Raw genomic sequence first — 15129 nt, 5'->3', positions numbered from 1 at the left:
TGCCGGCCCTCCGGCGTGTCCGGGGTGCGGGCGCGAGCCCGCTCAGTTCAGCCCTTGTCTGCGCCGCCGCATACAGATGCTCCAGGGGACCATGAACACCGCCGAGACGAGGATGCAGCCGAGCGCGAAGGTGGCGTCCCCCTGGGCGATGCCGTCGTCGCCGCGGCTCCGGAACAGGGAGAGGCAGAGCAGGGCGGTGACGGCGGTCAGCGGGAGCGCCGGCACCCCGAGGACCCAGAGCAGGGCGGTGAACCAGGCCTGCCTGACGGGTTCCTTCACGGGCTCGGGCGGCTGCGGGATCCGGGCGGGGTCGCGGGGCGGCATCGGGACCACCGCGGACGGCGGAACGGCCGCGTCGATCCTGGCGAGCTCGGCCGCGCCGATCCGGTACAGGGTCGGCTCGATGGTGAGGGCGAAGCCGTCGTCGCCTATGAGGTGGCGGGCCCCGTCCGGGTAGGCCTGCATCAGGGCGCACGCGGCGTAGCGGACGGTGACCTGGTTGCCCGGTGCCGTCAGGCTGATGCCGTCGTCGGCCACGAGCAGGGCGACGTTGCCGTTCCCGATGGCGGAGTAGCGCCGTCCGTTGACGATGTCGGGGGACCGGGCGGGTGCGGCCGTGAGCCCCGCCCAGTCCAGGCCGCGTGCGGGGGCCTGCACCAGGGCGTCGGCCCAGACGGCCCGGGCCACCTGGTGGAGGTCGGTGACGGTCACCGCCTCCAGCTCGGCCTTCGCCTCGGCGACGGTGAGGTCGGGATGGCGCAGCAGCAGGTTCATGGCGTGTGCCGGCAGGCGGGCCGCGGCGAGCTCCGGGGTGTCGAACTGCGCGAGCGCGGAGGCCCGTACGGAGTCCAGGTCGGCCTGTTCGATCCGGCCGGCCCGCAGCTTCGCGAGGACGTCGACGAAGGCGCCGACCATCGCGTCCTGCTTCTCGGGGAGGGCGTCGGCGTAGGCGGTGACGGTCGCGCGGTCGCTGTCGCGCGGCGAGTACTCGGCGGCGGCGGTGTAGGAGTAGCCGCCCTTCTGGCGCAGGGTGCGGAACAACTCCTTGCCCAGCACGTCGGCGTAGAGGGTCGCCGCGGTGGACCGGGGCACGACCGAGGTGAGTACGAGGCCGCCGTCCTCCCCGGGGAACCACGCGGGGGTGGCGGGCAGGGCGGAGGTGGCCTCGGGGGTCGGGTGCCATTCGCCGGTGGGGAGCGCGAGGTCGAGGCCTTCGGGGACGGTGTCGCCGGTGATCCACAGGACGGCGTTCTCGGCGGTGAACCGGGTCCGGGACCAGGCGCGGACATCGTCCGCCGTGATGGCGTGCAGGCCGGTCTCGGCGTAGCCGGGGAGCCCGAAGGAGCGGGCCCCGTAGCGCCACAGGGCCGCGGCCTGTCCCGGACCCGAGGCCCGTCCCGCGGCCTCGGTCCGCAAGATCTCCTTCTCGGTGTCCAGCCGGTCCGTCGGGAGGTCCCGCAGGGCGGCGCAGACGCCGTTCAGGTACTCGACCACGTCGGCGGGAGTTCCGTGGACGTGGAAGTGGGTGTAGGTGATTGCGGTGGCGCCGTTGTAGTGCAGGTCGCCCAGGCCGTGCCGGTAGAGGGCGAGGTGCTCGACCAGGTGGGTGATCCCGCTGGTGGCGAGGGTCTCGTCGGCGCGGCCCACGCGGAAGAGCAGGCCGGCGGTGAGCGGGCCGGAGCGGGGGGCGAGGACCGTGCGGATGCCGTTTACGACGGTCCTGGTGATCCCGTCGGCGTCGGTCGTCGGCGTGGTGGGTGCGGTGGTGTCGATGTCCATCTCCGTGGGATCCCCTCAGCCCTTGGCGAGGGCGGTCTTGCGATGGCGGACGAACTCGGTCTCGTGGTCGCCGGTTCCGAGGTAGCACCACGGGAACACGCTGGCGTGGTCGCCGAGGGCCCGGAAGTGCGGGGCCGCTTCGGCGGGGCGGCCGGCGGCGCTGTGTGCGGCGGCGAAGGCGCTGTGGGCGTTGACGGCGTGGTGGGCGTCGGTGCGGAAGGCGGGGTGGAGCACGGACCGCGCGGCGGCGTCGCGCAGCCGGGCGTGGTTGTCCGGCTCGCGCAGATACGTTTCTGCGGCGCGGGTGCCGCCCTTCTCCGCCACCTCCAGGTAGTGCTCCATCTGCGCCATGGCGGTCAGGGCCCCGGTCGGGCTGCCCGCCGGGGCGTTCTGCGTGCACTCTTGGGCGAACCCGTGCACGGCCTCCCAGCTGCCGCCCCACTTGGGGCAGATCTGCTGGAGCAGCTGGGACTGGCCGCCGAAGTGGTGCGGGTGGTGTTCGGCGAGCCGGTCGTAGCGGCGGCGGGTCTCCCCGACGCCGAGCTGCAGTCCGCGCGAGGTGATGACGCGCAGGTACCAGGCGAGGGCGTACTCGGGATGCTCGGCGCAGACGTCGATGAGCAGGAGCTCGGCACGCCGCAAGTGGGCGTGGAAATCGCTGAACTGCTGCTGCGACACGTGCTCGGCCCGGTGACTCGAACGGATCTGCCAGCCGGTCTGGATCAGCCGGTCGGCGAGCAGGGTGCGGGCCAGCGGATCGCGGGGCAGCCGGTTCACGGTCTCCGGAGGAAGAGCTCCGTGCCGGAGGTCTCCGCGACGGTCCGGCAGGCGAGGGCCCGGTCGTCCTCGTCGCGGAGCCCGGCGAAGGCGGAGGTGATGGCGTCCCAATCCTTGCTCCGTGCGGCGGTGCGCAGCGCGGCGAGGGACGGGATGCGGTCGGCGGGTTCGAATACGGGCCGACCGGGGGGAGGGAGAGCGGACACGCGCGGATCATATGGCCGGAGCGGATCTTGCCGACAGGTGGTTTCCGTCGGCTTTCCGGCCGGTGGCGGCTGCTCGGCGCCCCGGTGGACGGCCGGTACGCCGGGCGGTGGCGGCCCGGCGGGCCGCCCGGGCCTCAGAGGCGGTGGGCCGCGCCCACCGGGCTGGCGCCGCGGGTGTCCAGGAGCAGCTGGGCCTTCACGGCGAGGCCCTGCATGTCGTAGGTGCGGTGGTGCTGGAGCAGGATGGTCAGGTCCGCGTTCGCGGCGGCCTCGTAGAGCGACTCGGCGCGGGGGACCGGCTGGTCCCTGACCCGCCAGCCCGTGATGAACGGGTCGTGGTAGCTGATCAGCGCGCCCAGGTCGAGGAGGCGGCTGGCGATCTCGCGGGCCGGGGAACCTTCCTGGTCGGCCAGGTCGGGCTTGTAGGTGACGCCGAGGAGCAGGACGCGGGCTCCGCGGGCGGATTTGCCGTGCTCGTTCAGCAGGGTGGCCGAGCGCTGGATGACGTACTGCGGCATTCGGTTGTTGATCTCCTGCGCCAGTCCGACCATGCGCAGCGGGTGGCCGGGGGTGCGGGTGGTGTGGGGGAGGTAGTTCGGGTCGAGGGGGACGCCGTGGCCGCCGACCCCCGGGCCGGGGCGGAAGGCCTGGAATCCGTACGGCTTGGTCTCGGCGCAGCGGATGACGTCCCACAGGTCGACGCCGAGGTCGTGGCAGAGCACCGCCATCTCGTTCATGAGGGCGATGTTGACGTGGCGGTAGTTGGTTTCGAGGAGCTGCACGGTCTCGGCCTCGCGCAGGCCGCGGGCGCGGACCACCTTCTCGGTGAGGCGGGCGTAGAAGGCGTGCGCGGACTCCGTGCAGGCGGGGGTGAGGCCGCCGATCACCTTGGGGGTGTTGGAGATGCCGTGGGTGCGGTTGCCCGGGTCGTGGCGGCTGGGGGAGTAGGCCAGGTGGAAGTCGCGGCCCGCCCGCAGCCCGGAGCCGGCTTCGAGGATCGGGCGGAGGTAGTCCTCGGTGACGCCCGGGTGGGCGGCGGATTCGAGGATCACGGTGGTGTGGGGGCGCAGCCGGGCGGCGAGCGCGCGGCCGGCTTCTCCGACGGCGGAGAGGTCCAGTGCGCGATCGGCGCCGAGCTGGGTGGGGGCGCAGATGACGGCCGTGCGGACCCGGCCGAGCTCGGCGGGGTTGGTGGTGACCCGGAAGCCGGCCGCCGACATGCGGCGGACCTCGGCGGCGGTGAGGGTGGAGTCCGTGACCGGACCGCTGTCGTAGCCGACCGTCTCGATTCCGGCGGCGACGGCCGCCTGGGCGAGTGGGAGGCCGAGATGGCCGAGTCCGATGACGGCGAGGTCTGCGGGCATGGGGGTGCCGTCCCTTCCCTGACATGAGGGGGCTTGCCGCGCAAGTTCTCCGGGGGACACGGGAGCTGGCGCAATGTCAGACTAGGCTTATATATGACAGATATGTCGCATTCCGGAGTGAACGCCACCGTTGTGTTGTCCACAGGCGGTGGCTGATGTGGGTGCGGGCGGTCAGAATCGTGGAACGGGGCATGTGAGCGGGATCTCATCCGCACCAACGGGAGGCAGCCGTGAGGACAGCGACACTGGGGCCGGTGCAGCGGGCCGAGGCCCTCACCCGGATGGCCGATCGGGAACTGGACGTGCTGGTGGTGGGCGCGGGCGTGGTGGGCGCCGGCACCGCGCTCGACGCCGTGACGCGCGGCCTGTCGACCGGCCTGGTGGAGGCGCGGGACTGGGCTTCGGGCACCTCCAGCCGCTCCAGCAAGCTGATCCACGGCGGCCTGCGGTACCTGGAGATGCTCGACTTCGCCCTCGTGCGCGAGGCCCTGAAGGAGCGCGGGCTGCTGCTGGAGCGCCTCGCCCCGCACCTGGTGAAGCCGGTGCCCTTCCTGTACCCGTTGCAGCACAGGGGCTGGGAGCGGATCTACGCCGGCTCGGGCGTCGCGCTGTACGACGCGATGTCGGTCTCCAGCGGCCACGGGCGCGGCCTGCCCGTGCACCGGCACCTGTCGCGGGGGCGCGCGCTGCGGGTTGCGCCGGCGCTCCGCAAGGACGCGCTGGTGGGGGCCCTGCAGTACTACGACGCCCAGATGGACGACGCGCGCTACGTCGCCACGCTCGTGCGGACGGCCGCCGCGTACGGGGCGCACTGCGCCAATCGGGCGAGGGTCATCGGCTTCCTGCGCGAGGGCGAACGGGTGGTCGGCGCGCGGGTGCGTGATGTGGAAGGCGGGCGGGGATCGGCCGGGGAGTACGAGATCCGCGCGAAGCAGGTCGTGAACGCGACGGGGGTGTGGACGGACGACACCCAGGCGCTGATCGGGGAGCGCGGCCAGTTCCACGTGCGGGCCTCGAAGGGCATCCATCTGGTCGTACCGAAGGACCGGATCCATTCGAGCACCGGACTGATCCTGCGGACCGAGAAGTCCGTGCTGTTCGTCATCCCGTGGGGCCGGCACTGGATCGTGGGGACCACGGACACCGACTGGGACCTGGACAAGGCGCACCCGGCGGCGTCGAGCGCGGACATCGACTACCTGCTGGAGCACGTGAACTCGGTGCTGGCGGTGCCGCTCACGCGCGACGACGTCCAGGGCGTCTACGCGGGCCTGCGGCCGCTGCTGGCCGGGGAGTCGGACGCGACGAGCAAGCTGTCGCGCGAGCACACGGTGGCGCATCCGGTGCCGGGTCTGGTGGTGGTCGCCGGGGGCAAGTACACGACGTACCGGGTCATGGCGAAGGACGCGGTCGACGAGGCCGTGCACGGCCTGGACCAGCGGGTGGCGGAGTGCGTCACGGAGGACGTGCCGCTGGTGGGGGCGGAGGGATACCGGGCGCTGTGGAACGGCCGGGCGCGGATCGCGGCCCGGACGGGGCTTCATGTGGTGCGGGTGGAACACCTGTTGAACCGCTTCGGGTCGCTGACGGAGGAACTGCTGGACCTGATGGCCGCCGATCCGGGACTGCGCGAGCCGGTGTCCGGGGCGGACGACTACCTGCGGGCGGAGATCGTGTACGCGGCCTCGCACGAGGGGGCCAGGCACCTGGACGACGTACTGACGCGGCGGACCCGGATCTCGATCGAGACCTTCGACCGGGGGACGCGGTCGGCGCGGGAGTGCGCGGAGTTGATGGCGCCGGTACTGGGATGGGACGAGCAGCAGATCGAGAAGGAAGTGGAGCACTACGAGAAGCGGGTCCAGGCGGAGCGGGAATCGCAGCGCCAGCCGGACGACCAGACGGCGGACGCGGCGCGGCTGGGGGCGCCCGACATCGTTCCGTTGTAACTCCGGGATGCGGAGGGGGGAACCGTAGACCCGGGGCGCCCGTCCGTTGCGGAGTGAGGAAGAATGAAGGTTCTGCCGGGGCGGGTTACAGCGGGCCCCGGCCGCCGGGTCGCTCAGCCGCTGGGACAGGCGGAGCAGCGGCACGATCGCAGAGGGGACGCATGTCGAAGCCGGAGCACACCGAGTCGCCTGCCGGGTCGCCTGCGGCGAAGCCCAGCAGTGAGAAGTCCGGGGCTGGCGCCGCGGCTTCGCCTGCCGGGTCGCCTGCGGCGAAGCCCGGCAGTGAGAAGGCGGTGGCTGCGCCCGCGGACGCCGGGCCGGTGGCTGATGCCGTGTCTGCGGCGGAGCCGGCGGATGCCGATGCTGCCGGGTCGGGTGCGGCGGAGGCCGCCGGGGCCGAGCGGGCTGATGCTGCGTCTGGGGCGAAGCCCGTGCTGAGCAAGGCCACGGGGGCGTCCGCGGCGAAGCCGGCCGGTGAGAAGTCTGCGGACGCCGGGCCGGTGGCTGATGCCGTGTCTGCGGCGGAGCCGGCGGATGCTGACGCTGCCGGGTCGGGTGCGGCGAAGGCCGCCGGGGCCGAGCGGGCTGATGCTGCGTCTGGGGCGAAGCCCGTGCTGGGCGAGGCCGCGGGGTCGTCTGAGGCGAAGCCCGTGCTGGGCAAGGCCGCGGGGTCGTCTGAGGCGAAGCCCGTGCTGGGCAAGGCCGCGGGGTCGTCTGAGGCGAAGCCCGTGCTGGGCAAGGCCGCGGGGTCGTCTGAGGCGAAGCCCGTGCTGGGCAAGGCCGCGGGGTCGTCTGAGGCGAAGCCCGTGCTGGGCAAGGCCGCGGGGTCGTCTGAGGCGAAGCCCGGGCTGGGCAAGGCCGCGGGGTCGTCTGAGGCGAAGCCCGGGTTGAGCAAGGCTGCCGGGTCGGCCACGGCGGAGCCCGTCGGTGCCAAGCCGGCTGCGAAGCCCGCAGGGAATCCCGTCGTCGAGAAGGCCGACGCCATGGCCGCCGCCGTCAAGGCCGCCGCGGCCAAGGCTGCCGCGGGCGGGCAGGACGAGGGACGGTTGCTGGCCGGGCGCTACCGGCTGGGGTCCGTGCTCGGCAAGGGCGGGATGGGTACCGTCTGGCGGGCTCAGGATGAGACCTTGGGCCGCACCGTCGCCGTCAAGGAGCTCCGCTTCAGCACCGGGGTCGACGAGGACGAGAAGCGACGCCTCATCACCCGTACCCTCCGCGAGGCCAAGGCCATTGCCCGGATCCGCAGCGGCGGCGCCGTCACCGTCTACGACGTCGTCGACGAGGACGGCCGGCCGTGGATCGTCATGGAGCTCATCGAGGGCCTCTCGCTCGCCGAGTTCATACGGGAGAACGGCCCCCTCACCCCGCACCGCGCAGCCGAGGTCGGCCTGGCGGTGCTCGACGTGCTGCGCGCCGCGCACGGCCAGGGCATCCTGCACCGCGACGTGAAGCCGTCGAACGTGCTCATCGCCGGCAACGGCCGCGTCGTCCTCACCGACTTCGGCATCGCGCAGGTCGAGGGCGACCCCTCCGTCACCTCCACCGGCATGCTCGTCGGCGCCCCCTCCTACATCTCCCCCGAGCGCGCCCGTGGCCACAAGCCCGGCCCGCCCGCCGACATGTGGTCGCTCGGCGGTCTGCTCTACGCCTCCGTCGAGGGAGTGCCCCCGTACGACAAGGGATCCGCACTCGCCACCCTCACGGCGGTGATGACCGAGCCGGTGGACCCGCCGAAGAACGCCGGTCCGCTGGCCGAGGTCATCTACGGCCTGCTCGCCAAGGACCCGATACACCGGCTCGATGAGGCCCGCACCCGGGCGATGCTGAACGCCGTCCTCGCCGCGCCCGAGCCCAAGCCGGCCCCCGTAGCGACTCCGGCGGCCGAAGAGACCCGGCAGATATCGCTGGCCGACGCCAAGGACGCCGTGGAGAAGGCCGCCGCGGACAAGGCGGAGAAGGCGGCCGAGCGGGCGGCGAAGAAGGAACGCGAGCGGCGCGACCGCGAGCAGCGCGAACGCGCCCGCGCCGCGCTGAAGGCCGCCCGCAAGGCGGCGACGACCGCGGCCGCCACCACGGCCGTCTCCGCAGCGGAGCCGCCGAAGTCCAAGGCGTCCCCCGTCAAGGCTCCGCTCACCGACGTGATGCAGCGCCGCACCATCGTGCTCGCGGCCGTGGCCGTGGTCGTGGTGCTGGCGGTCGTCGGCTCGCTCATCGCCTACGCCTTCAGCGGCGACGACAAGGACACCAAGGACGAGAGCAAGGGCGGCAAGGGCAAGCCCACTCCGGCGGCCTCGGCCCCGAAGGACCCGGGCAACGGCAGCGGCAGCGGCGGCAGCGGCGGGACCGAGGAGACCTCCCCGAAGCCCTCGGGGAACACGGGGGAGACGGCCGGCAACGGAAGCGCCGGTACGGGTGCCGCCACCGGCGGTCAGCCGGGCCAGGGGCAGCAGAGCTCGGTCGCGGGCCAAGGCCAGGGCCAGGGCCAGGGCGCCACGTCCGGAGGCGCGGGAGGCGCGCTCCCGGCGGGATACGCCATGATCCAGGAGTTCGGGTTCCACTTCTCGATCGCGATGCCCGAAGGCTTCAAGCAGATCGGCATAGCCGGCGACAACTCCGGCGGCATCTACGCCCGTGAAAGCGGCGGATTCCCGCGGATCCAGGTCGACTACACCGGCAAGCCGAGCGACGACGCGCGCCTCGCATGGACCAATTCGGTCGCCGGCGTCCGCAGCGGCAGCAAGGGGTATCGGCAGATCCGCATCGACGTGGTGGACTACCGGGGCTATCCGACCGTCGCCGACTGGGAGTTCGAGCGGGAGCAGAAGGGCATGAAGGTCCGTGTGCTCAACCGCGGCTTCAAGCTGGACGCGACGCACGGCTACGCCATCATGATCAGCTGCGCAGCCGACCAGTGGGACGGCCCCGAGTGCACGCAGATGCGCAACGTCGCCTTCGAGACGTTCCAGCCGCTCGGCTGACCTCGGGACGCGGGCGGCCCCGGCGACGTATCGTGTCGGAGGGGCCATGGGGAGCCCGCCGCACTCGGGGGAGGCGAAGTGGAGGAGTACGCGGGCCGGATCCTGGCCGGCCGCTACCGCCTGCCCGTGCCGCCGTCCGACGAGTACGAACTGATAGAGACCCGCGCCTTCGACACGCGCAGCGGGCAGGAAGTCCTCGTACGGCAGGTGCCGTTGCCGGAGGTCGTGGACGCGGAGCTGCTGGACGGGCCGCGGGCCGTCCCGGCGGCGGGCCGCTCGCCCGCCGATCTGCCGGCCGTGCGCCGTGCCATCGAGGCGGCGCAGGCCGCGGCTTCGATCCCGGACCATCCGCGGCTGGACCAGGTCTTCGACGTGTTCGCCGAGGGCGAGTCGCTGTGGATAGTGAGCGAACTGGTCCCGGCCCGGCCGCTGGCCTCGCTGATAGCCGATGAACCGCTGAGCCCCTACCGGGCCGCCGAGGTGGCGGCGGACGTACTGACCGCGCTGCGGGTGCTGCACGCACACGGCTGGACCCACCGGAACATCACCGTCCGGACGGTGTTGGTGTGCGAGGACGGGCGCGTCGTGCTGACGGGCCTCGCGGCCGGCGCGGCGGAGGAGGCCCTGTGCGGGTACGACCCCGTCCCGAGCGCCGAAGACACCGGCGGCGGAGGAGCGGGGTGGGGTACCGCCACCGTTGCCGCCACCGCCAACACCCCGGTTCCGCCTCCCGTCCCCGCCCCCGTCCCCGCCCCTGTTGTCCCGGCTCCGCCCCCTGCCCCAGCTCCGGATCCGGATCCGACTCCGGCCGCCTCCGGCCCGGTTGAGGTCGCGTACGCGCCGCTCGTGGCCCCCGGGTACGACACCGGGCCGCGGTACACCGATCACATCACCCCCGGCCGTCCGCAGGACCGCCCCGACCTGCAGGCCGCCGCGCGGGCCGGGGCCATCGCCGCCTACCGGGCCGGGGCGCGGGCGGCCGCCGCCCGGGTCATCGAGGAGCGCAGGGCGGGGGCGGCGGCCGAGATCGAGGCCGGTGCGCCGCCGGAGCGCCGCCCCGAGGGGTCGACCCTCCCGCAGGGGTACTCGTACCCGTACGGCGGCCCGGAGACCGGCTCCGTCGCGCCCTGGCACGGCGCGACCCCCCGCCGGCCGGAACTGCCCGCGGCCGCCCCGGAGCCGGAGCCGGAGCCGCAGCGGGAGCCGGAACCGGAGCCCGTACCCGATCCTGCGCCCGAGCCCCTGCCCGGTCCCGTACCCCGGCCGGATCCCGGTCCGGAGCAGGCACCGCCGGCACACCCCGAGCGCTCCGCCCTGCCCGCCCCGTTCGCCCTGCCCCAGGGCTACCGGCAGGCCGAGGCCCCGGCCCCCGCCGCCCCCGACCGGCCACAGCCCACCGGCAACGGCTGGTCCGGGCCGCGGACCGGCCTGGACGCCGAGCGCGCGCGGCAGACCCGGATGGCCGTCGTCGGGGCCGTCACCGAGCGGTGGGCCCCCGAGCAGGCCGGCCCCGTGCACGGGCACTGGCAGCTCGCGGCCCCCGTCGGGCCCGCCACCGACCTCTGGGCGCTCGGCGCGCTGCTCTACCGAGCGGTGCAGGGGCACGCCCCGTACCCGGAGGACAGCGTCACCGAGCTGGTCGAGATGGTCTGTGCGGAGCCGCCCGCCTTCGCGGAGGAGTGCGGGGCGCTGCGCCCGATCGTGGAGTCGCTGCTGCGCCAGGACCCCACCGAGCGGCCCGACTTCGAGGAGCTCCGCGGCTGGCTGCGGTCGCTCGTCCGGTCCGCGCCCGAGCCGGACGCAGGGTTCGGGGCGCTTCCGATGCCGGAGCCGGACCCGGCGCGGCTGCCCGTCGTACGCCGCCGCGGCGAGGTCCACGGGCGCCACCGCAACCCCGCGGGCCCCCGCAAGCCGCGCGCCCTCGGCCGGAGCCTGCTCGTCGGGATCCTGGCCCTCCTCGCCGGCGCGGTGGCGTACGCGATGCTGTTCCTGCCCCGGGCCGCCGACCAGGAGCCCGCGGGCGATGCCCGGGGCAGCACCGCGGCGCCGGCGAAGCCGAGCCCCTCCCAGGTCCCTTCGGCCGCGCCCGAGTCCAAGCCCGCTCCGCAGACGACGGCGCCCGCCGAATCACCGGCCGCCCCGGCTCCCGCCCCGGCCGGCTACACCACCCAGCAGGACCCGGAGCACTTCGAGATCGCCGTGCCCGACGGCTGGGAGCGGCGCGGAATCAATGAGTCCGGTCAGGTCCGGTACACCGACGGGCAGTTCGTGCTGACCGTCGTTCCCGGCCGCGACAAGGTCCAGGGGAATCCCGATCCGGCGGCGTACCAGAAGGACAAGGAGCCGGAGCTGACCCCGTACCGGACGTCGACCTGGTCGACCGTCGGCGACGTGAAGACCACCAAGGTGGGCCAGCAACTGCGCGCGACGGGCCGGTACACGTGGATCGACGGGACCGGCCGCAACGTCTTCGCCCGCAACTTCGTCGTGGCGCTCGGCGGCAACTACCACGTCGTCCTTGTCACCGGTCCGGAGGACGAGCAGTCCAAGGTCACCGAGGTCTTCGAGAAGGCCACGGCGAGTTACAAGGCGGGCGGTTGAACGGATACTGACGACTGATCAGTACGGCGATTGCGTCACAGTGCCGTCTTTCGGCGCCCGGGCGGTTCCGGCAGCCCCTCCGGGCTCCGTAATCTGGCCTGAAGTGCAGAGAGCGGCGGGATTTCGTGGAACAGCAGACAGGTGGGGGCGCCGTGTTGGCGGGCCGGTACCGGCTCGTCGAGCCGATCGGCCGGGGCGGCATGGGCAAGGTGTGGCGTGCGCATGACGAGCTGCTCCACAGGACCGTCGCCGTCAAGGAACTGACGGCGGGTCTGTACGTCGCCCAGGCCGACCGGGACGTCATGCACGCCCGGACGCAGAAGGAGGCCCGGGCCGCGGCCCGGATCCAGCATCCGGCGGTCGTCACCGTCCACGACGTCCTGGAGCACGACGACCGGCCGTGGATCGTCATGGAGTACATCGACGGCCCTTCCCTCGCGGACGCGGCCAAGGCGGCCGGGCGGATCGAGCCCCGCGAGGCGGCCAGGATCGGCCTGCACGTGCTGGGCGCCCTGCGCGCCGCGCACGCGGTCGGGGTGCTGCACCGTGACGTGAAGCCGGGCAACGTGCTGCTCGCCAAGGACGGCCGGGTGCTGCTCACGGACTTCGGGATCGCCGCGATCGAGGGCGACTCGTCCATCACGCGCACCGGCGAGATCGTCGGCTCCATCGACTACCTGGCGCCCGAGCGCGTCACCGGTGGCATCCCCGACCCGTCCTCCGACCTGTGGTCGCTGGGTGCGACCCTCTACACGGCGGTGGAGGCCCGTTCGCCGTTCCGCCGTACGTCGCCCATCTCCAGCCTGCAGGCCGTGGTCAACGACGAGCCGCCGGCGCTGCGCCAGGCCGGGGCGCTGGGTCCGATCATCACGGCCCTGCTGCGCAAGGATCCGACGGAGCGACCCTCGGCCGAGGAGGCCGAGCGGATGCTACTGGAGGCGATGGAGGGCCGCGAGTCGAAGGCCGCGCAGGCGTACGTGCCCACGCGCGCGGTGACCCCGGACGAACTGGCCCCGGCGCAGGAACGGTTCGAGGTGCCGGTTGTGCCGGCGGAACCCGGGGCGACGACCGCGCTGGAGGAGCCTCCGGCGCCCGCACCCGCGGCCACCGCCACCACCACCGCCGACCCGGCCCGGGGCTGGCGGGGGCGGGCCGTGGTCGTGGCCCTGGTGGCGGCGCTGCTCGGTGGCGGCGGCGTGTTCGGGGTGCTCAAGTACACCGGGGACACGGGCGACGACGACGGCCCGGACAAGGTGGTCACCTCGGCCGGCCCCCCGGCGGGCTGGACCAAGGTGACCGATCCGACGGGCTTCAGCCTCTTCGTCCCGGAGGGCTGGACGCGCCAGATGGACGGCGACCAGATCGACTACACCCCGGACAACGGGAAGCACTTCATCCGGATCGCCGCCGACCCCAGCCCGGACTACCCGAATCCGTACGCGCACCTGCTCGACCTGGAGAACCAGGTGCAGAAGCGGCTGAACTACAAGAAGGAGCGGCTGAACCAGAACACCTTCCGGGACAGCACCCGGGCCGCGCTCTGGGACTTCAGCTGGACCGAGAAGGGCCCGCACGCCGGACCGCGCCGGGCCATCGAGCAGATGTACATCGCCCCGGACGACACCGAGTACGCGATCTACATGTCGGGCCCCACCGCCGACTGGAACACGACCCGCCAGCAGTTCGACATCGTGCTCAGCGGCTGGGAGCCGCCCGCCGGGAAGTCCTGATCGGCCCCGATTCCGGCACCCTGCCAGCGATCGCTGGCGGAAAAGGCAAAATCCGGTTACCGGCGGGTACCCAAAGGCTGTCCGGCGCAATACGCTCACCGGCATGACGGACTCGCAGGCCCCCGCCGCCCCCCTCCGGACCGCACCGGAGCCCACCAACCCGGTCGCCCCGGCCCCGGCCGGTGCCCGCACCGCCGCCGACGTGGTGACCCCCGACCTGGTCGCCCGGCTGACCCGCGGGGTCATCGGGTCCGGCCGCACCGCCAACCACACCCCCTTCACCGGGGACCGGCTGGCAGAACTTCCGGAGGCCACCCCCGAGGACGTGGCCGAGGCCTTCGAGCGGGCCCGTGCAGCCCAGCCCGCCTGGGCGGCGGTCCCGGTCGCCAAGCGGGCGGCGGTCCTGCTGCGCTTCCACGACCTGGTCCTCGACCGGCAGGCCGAGGTCCTCGACCTGATCCAGCTGGAGACCGGCAAGGCCCGCCTGCACGCGCACGAGGAGGTCCAGGCGGTCGCCGTCTCGGCCCGCCACTACGGGCGCAAGGCCCCCGGGTACCTGCGCCCCAAGGGCCACACCGGCGCCATGCCCACCCTCACCAAGGTCACCGAGCTGCGCCAGCCGCGCGGGGTCGTCGGCCAGATCGCCCCCTGGAACTACCCGCTCGAACTGTCGGTCGGCGACGCCCTGCCCGCCTTCGTCTCCGGCAACGCACTCGTCATGAAGCCCGACACCGAGACCGCGCTGACCGCCCTGTGGGCCCGCGACCTGCTGATCGAGGCCGGCCTGCCCGCCGAGGTCTTCCAGATCGTCCTCGGCGAGGGCCCCGTCGTCGGCCCCGAGGTGGTCCGGCACGCGGACTACGTCTCCTTCACCGGCTCCACCCGCACCGGCCGCGAGGTCGCCCGGGGCGCGGCCGACCGCCTCGTCGGGGTCTCCCTCGAACTCGGCGGCAAGAACGCCATGCTCGTGCTGCACGACGCCGACGTCGAGAAGGCCGCCGCGGGCGCCGTCCGCGCCTGCTTCTCCTCCGCCGGCCAGCTCTGCATCTCCATCGAGCGCCTCTACGTCCACGCCTCGATCGCCGACGCCTTCGTCGAGCGGTTCGCCGCCCGTACGAAGGCCATGCGGCTCGGCGCCTCCCTCGCGTACGGCGCCGACATGGGCTCCCTCGTCGGCGAGCGCCAGCTGGAGACCGTACAGCGGCACGTGGACGAAGCCGTGGCCAAGGGCGCCACCCTCGTCGCCGGCGGCACCGCCCGCCCCGACATCGGTCCGCTCTTCTACGAGCCCACCATCCTCGACGGCGTCGAGGCCCCGATGGCGGTGTGCGGCGAGGAGACCTTCGGCCCCGTCGTCTCGATCTACCGCTTCACCGACGAGGACCAGGCGATCGCCGAGGCCAACGCCACCGCGTACGGCCTGAACTCCAGCGTCTGGACCAAGGACTCCCGCCGCGGCCACGCCGTCGCCGCCCGCCTGCGCACCGGCACCGTCAACATCAACGAGGGCTACGCCCCCGCCTACGGCAGCGCCCAGGCACCCATGGGCGGCATGAAGGACTCCGGCCTCGGCCGCCGCCACGGCTCCGAGGGCATCCTCAAGTACACCGAGGCCCAGACCGTCGCCCACCAGCGGCTGCTCCCGATGGCGCCCTCACTGGGCATGGACGACGAGAAGTACGCGGCGTTCATGACCCGCAGCCTCAAGGTCATGAAGGCCCTCCGACTCCGCTAAGGGGCAGCAC

The 15129-nt window shown here is 73.4% G+C and carries 9 protein-coding genes; 5 read left to right on the top strand and 4 right to left on the bottom strand.

Translation table 11 applies throughout. The annotated features are described in order from the left end of the window. Positions 1-42 precede the first annotated feature (42 nt). The 4 genes from OG386_RS18855 to OG386_RS18840 form a co-directional block, all read right to left on the bottom strand. The gene (locus OG386_RS18855) at positions 43-1779 is read right to left on the bottom strand and encodes a M16 family metallopeptidase (RefSeq protein ID WP_328789136.1); all 1737 of its coding nucleotides are present in this window, start codon (positions 1777-1779) and stop codon (positions 43-45) included. A gap of 15 nt (positions 1780-1794) precedes the next feature. Beyond that, positions 1795-2556 (bottom strand): hypothetical protein, encoded by a 762-nt coding sequence (locus OG386_RS18850; protein ID WP_328789135.1) that lies wholly within the window; start codon positions 2554-2556, stop codon positions 1795-1797. After that, positions 2553-2762 carry a hypothetical protein gene (locus OG386_RS18845; RefSeq protein WP_328789134.1) on the bottom strand — a complete coding sequence of 70 codons (210 nt, stop codon included), beginning with the start codon at positions 2760-2762 and terminating at the stop codon, positions 2553-2555. The genes OG386_RS18850 and OG386_RS18845 overlap by 4 nt, the downstream gene beginning before the upstream one ends. Positions 2763-2896: 134 nt before the next feature. After that, the gene (locus OG386_RS18840) at positions 2897-4126 is read right to left on the bottom strand and encodes a nucleotide sugar dehydrogenase (RefSeq protein ID WP_327383710.1); all 1230 of its coding nucleotides are present in this window, start codon (positions 4124-4126) and stop codon (positions 2897-2899) included. 230 nt (positions 4127-4356) lie between these two features. On the opposite strand from OG386_RS18840, the gene OG386_RS18835 reads away from it, so the two are divergent. The 5 genes from OG386_RS18835 to OG386_RS18815 all read left to right on the top strand — a co-directional run bounded on the left by OG386_RS18835 (position 4357) and on the right by OG386_RS18815 (position 15119). Beyond that, positions 4357-6075, top strand: coding sequence for a glycerol-3-phosphate dehydrogenase/oxidase (locus OG386_RS18835; protein WP_328789133.1), 1719 nt, complete (start codon positions 4357-4359; stop codon positions 6073-6075). A gap of 500 nt (positions 6076-6575) precedes the next feature. Beyond that, on the top strand, positions 6576-9053 hold the full coding sequence (locus tag OG386_RS18830; protein WP_443053313.1) for a protein kinase domain-containing protein: 2478 nt from the start codon (positions 6576-6578) through the stop codon (positions 9051-9053). A gap of 78 nt (positions 9054-9131) precedes the next feature. Continuing rightward, positions 9132-11654 (top strand): protein kinase, encoded by a 2523-nt coding sequence (locus OG386_RS18825; protein ID WP_328789131.1) that lies wholly within the window; start codon positions 9132-9134, stop codon positions 11652-11654. Positions 11655-11779: 125 nt separating this feature from the next. Further along, a complete protein-coding gene (locus tag OG386_RS18820) occupies positions 11780-13384 on the top strand; it encodes a serine/threonine-protein kinase (RefSeq protein ID WP_328789130.1) in 1605 nt (534 codons plus the stop codon). Between the two features lie 103 nt (positions 13385-13487). After that, positions 13488-15119, top strand: a complete 1632-nt coding sequence (locus OG386_RS18815; RefSeq protein WP_328789129.1) for a succinic semialdehyde dehydrogenase — start codon at positions 13488-13490, stop codon at positions 15117-15119. Positions 15120-15129 lie beyond the last annotated feature (10 nt).

Origin of the sequence: Streptomyces sp. NBC_00273 (genome assembly GCF_036178145.1) — a bacterium.
GTDB lineage: Bacteria > Actinomycetota > Actinomycetes > Streptomycetales > Streptomycetaceae > Streptomyces.
Note: the sequence above shows the minus strand (reverse complement) of the source record. Positions and strands in the feature narration are given on the sequence as shown.

Excerpts from the sequence above, each read along its gene's own strand:
- OG386_RS18840 (WP_327383710.1), bottom strand. The coding sequence starts at position 4,126 with ATGCCCGCAGACCTCGCCGTCATCGGACTCGGCCATCTCGGCCTCCCA.
- OG386_RS18855 (WP_328789136.1), bottom strand. The coding sequence starts at position 1,779 with ATGGACATCGACACCACCGCACCCACCACGCCGACGACCGACGCCGAC.
- OG386_RS18815 (WP_328789129.1), top strand. The coding sequence starts at position 13,488 with ATGACGGACTCGCAGGCCCCCGCCGCCCCCCTCCGGACCGCACCGGAG.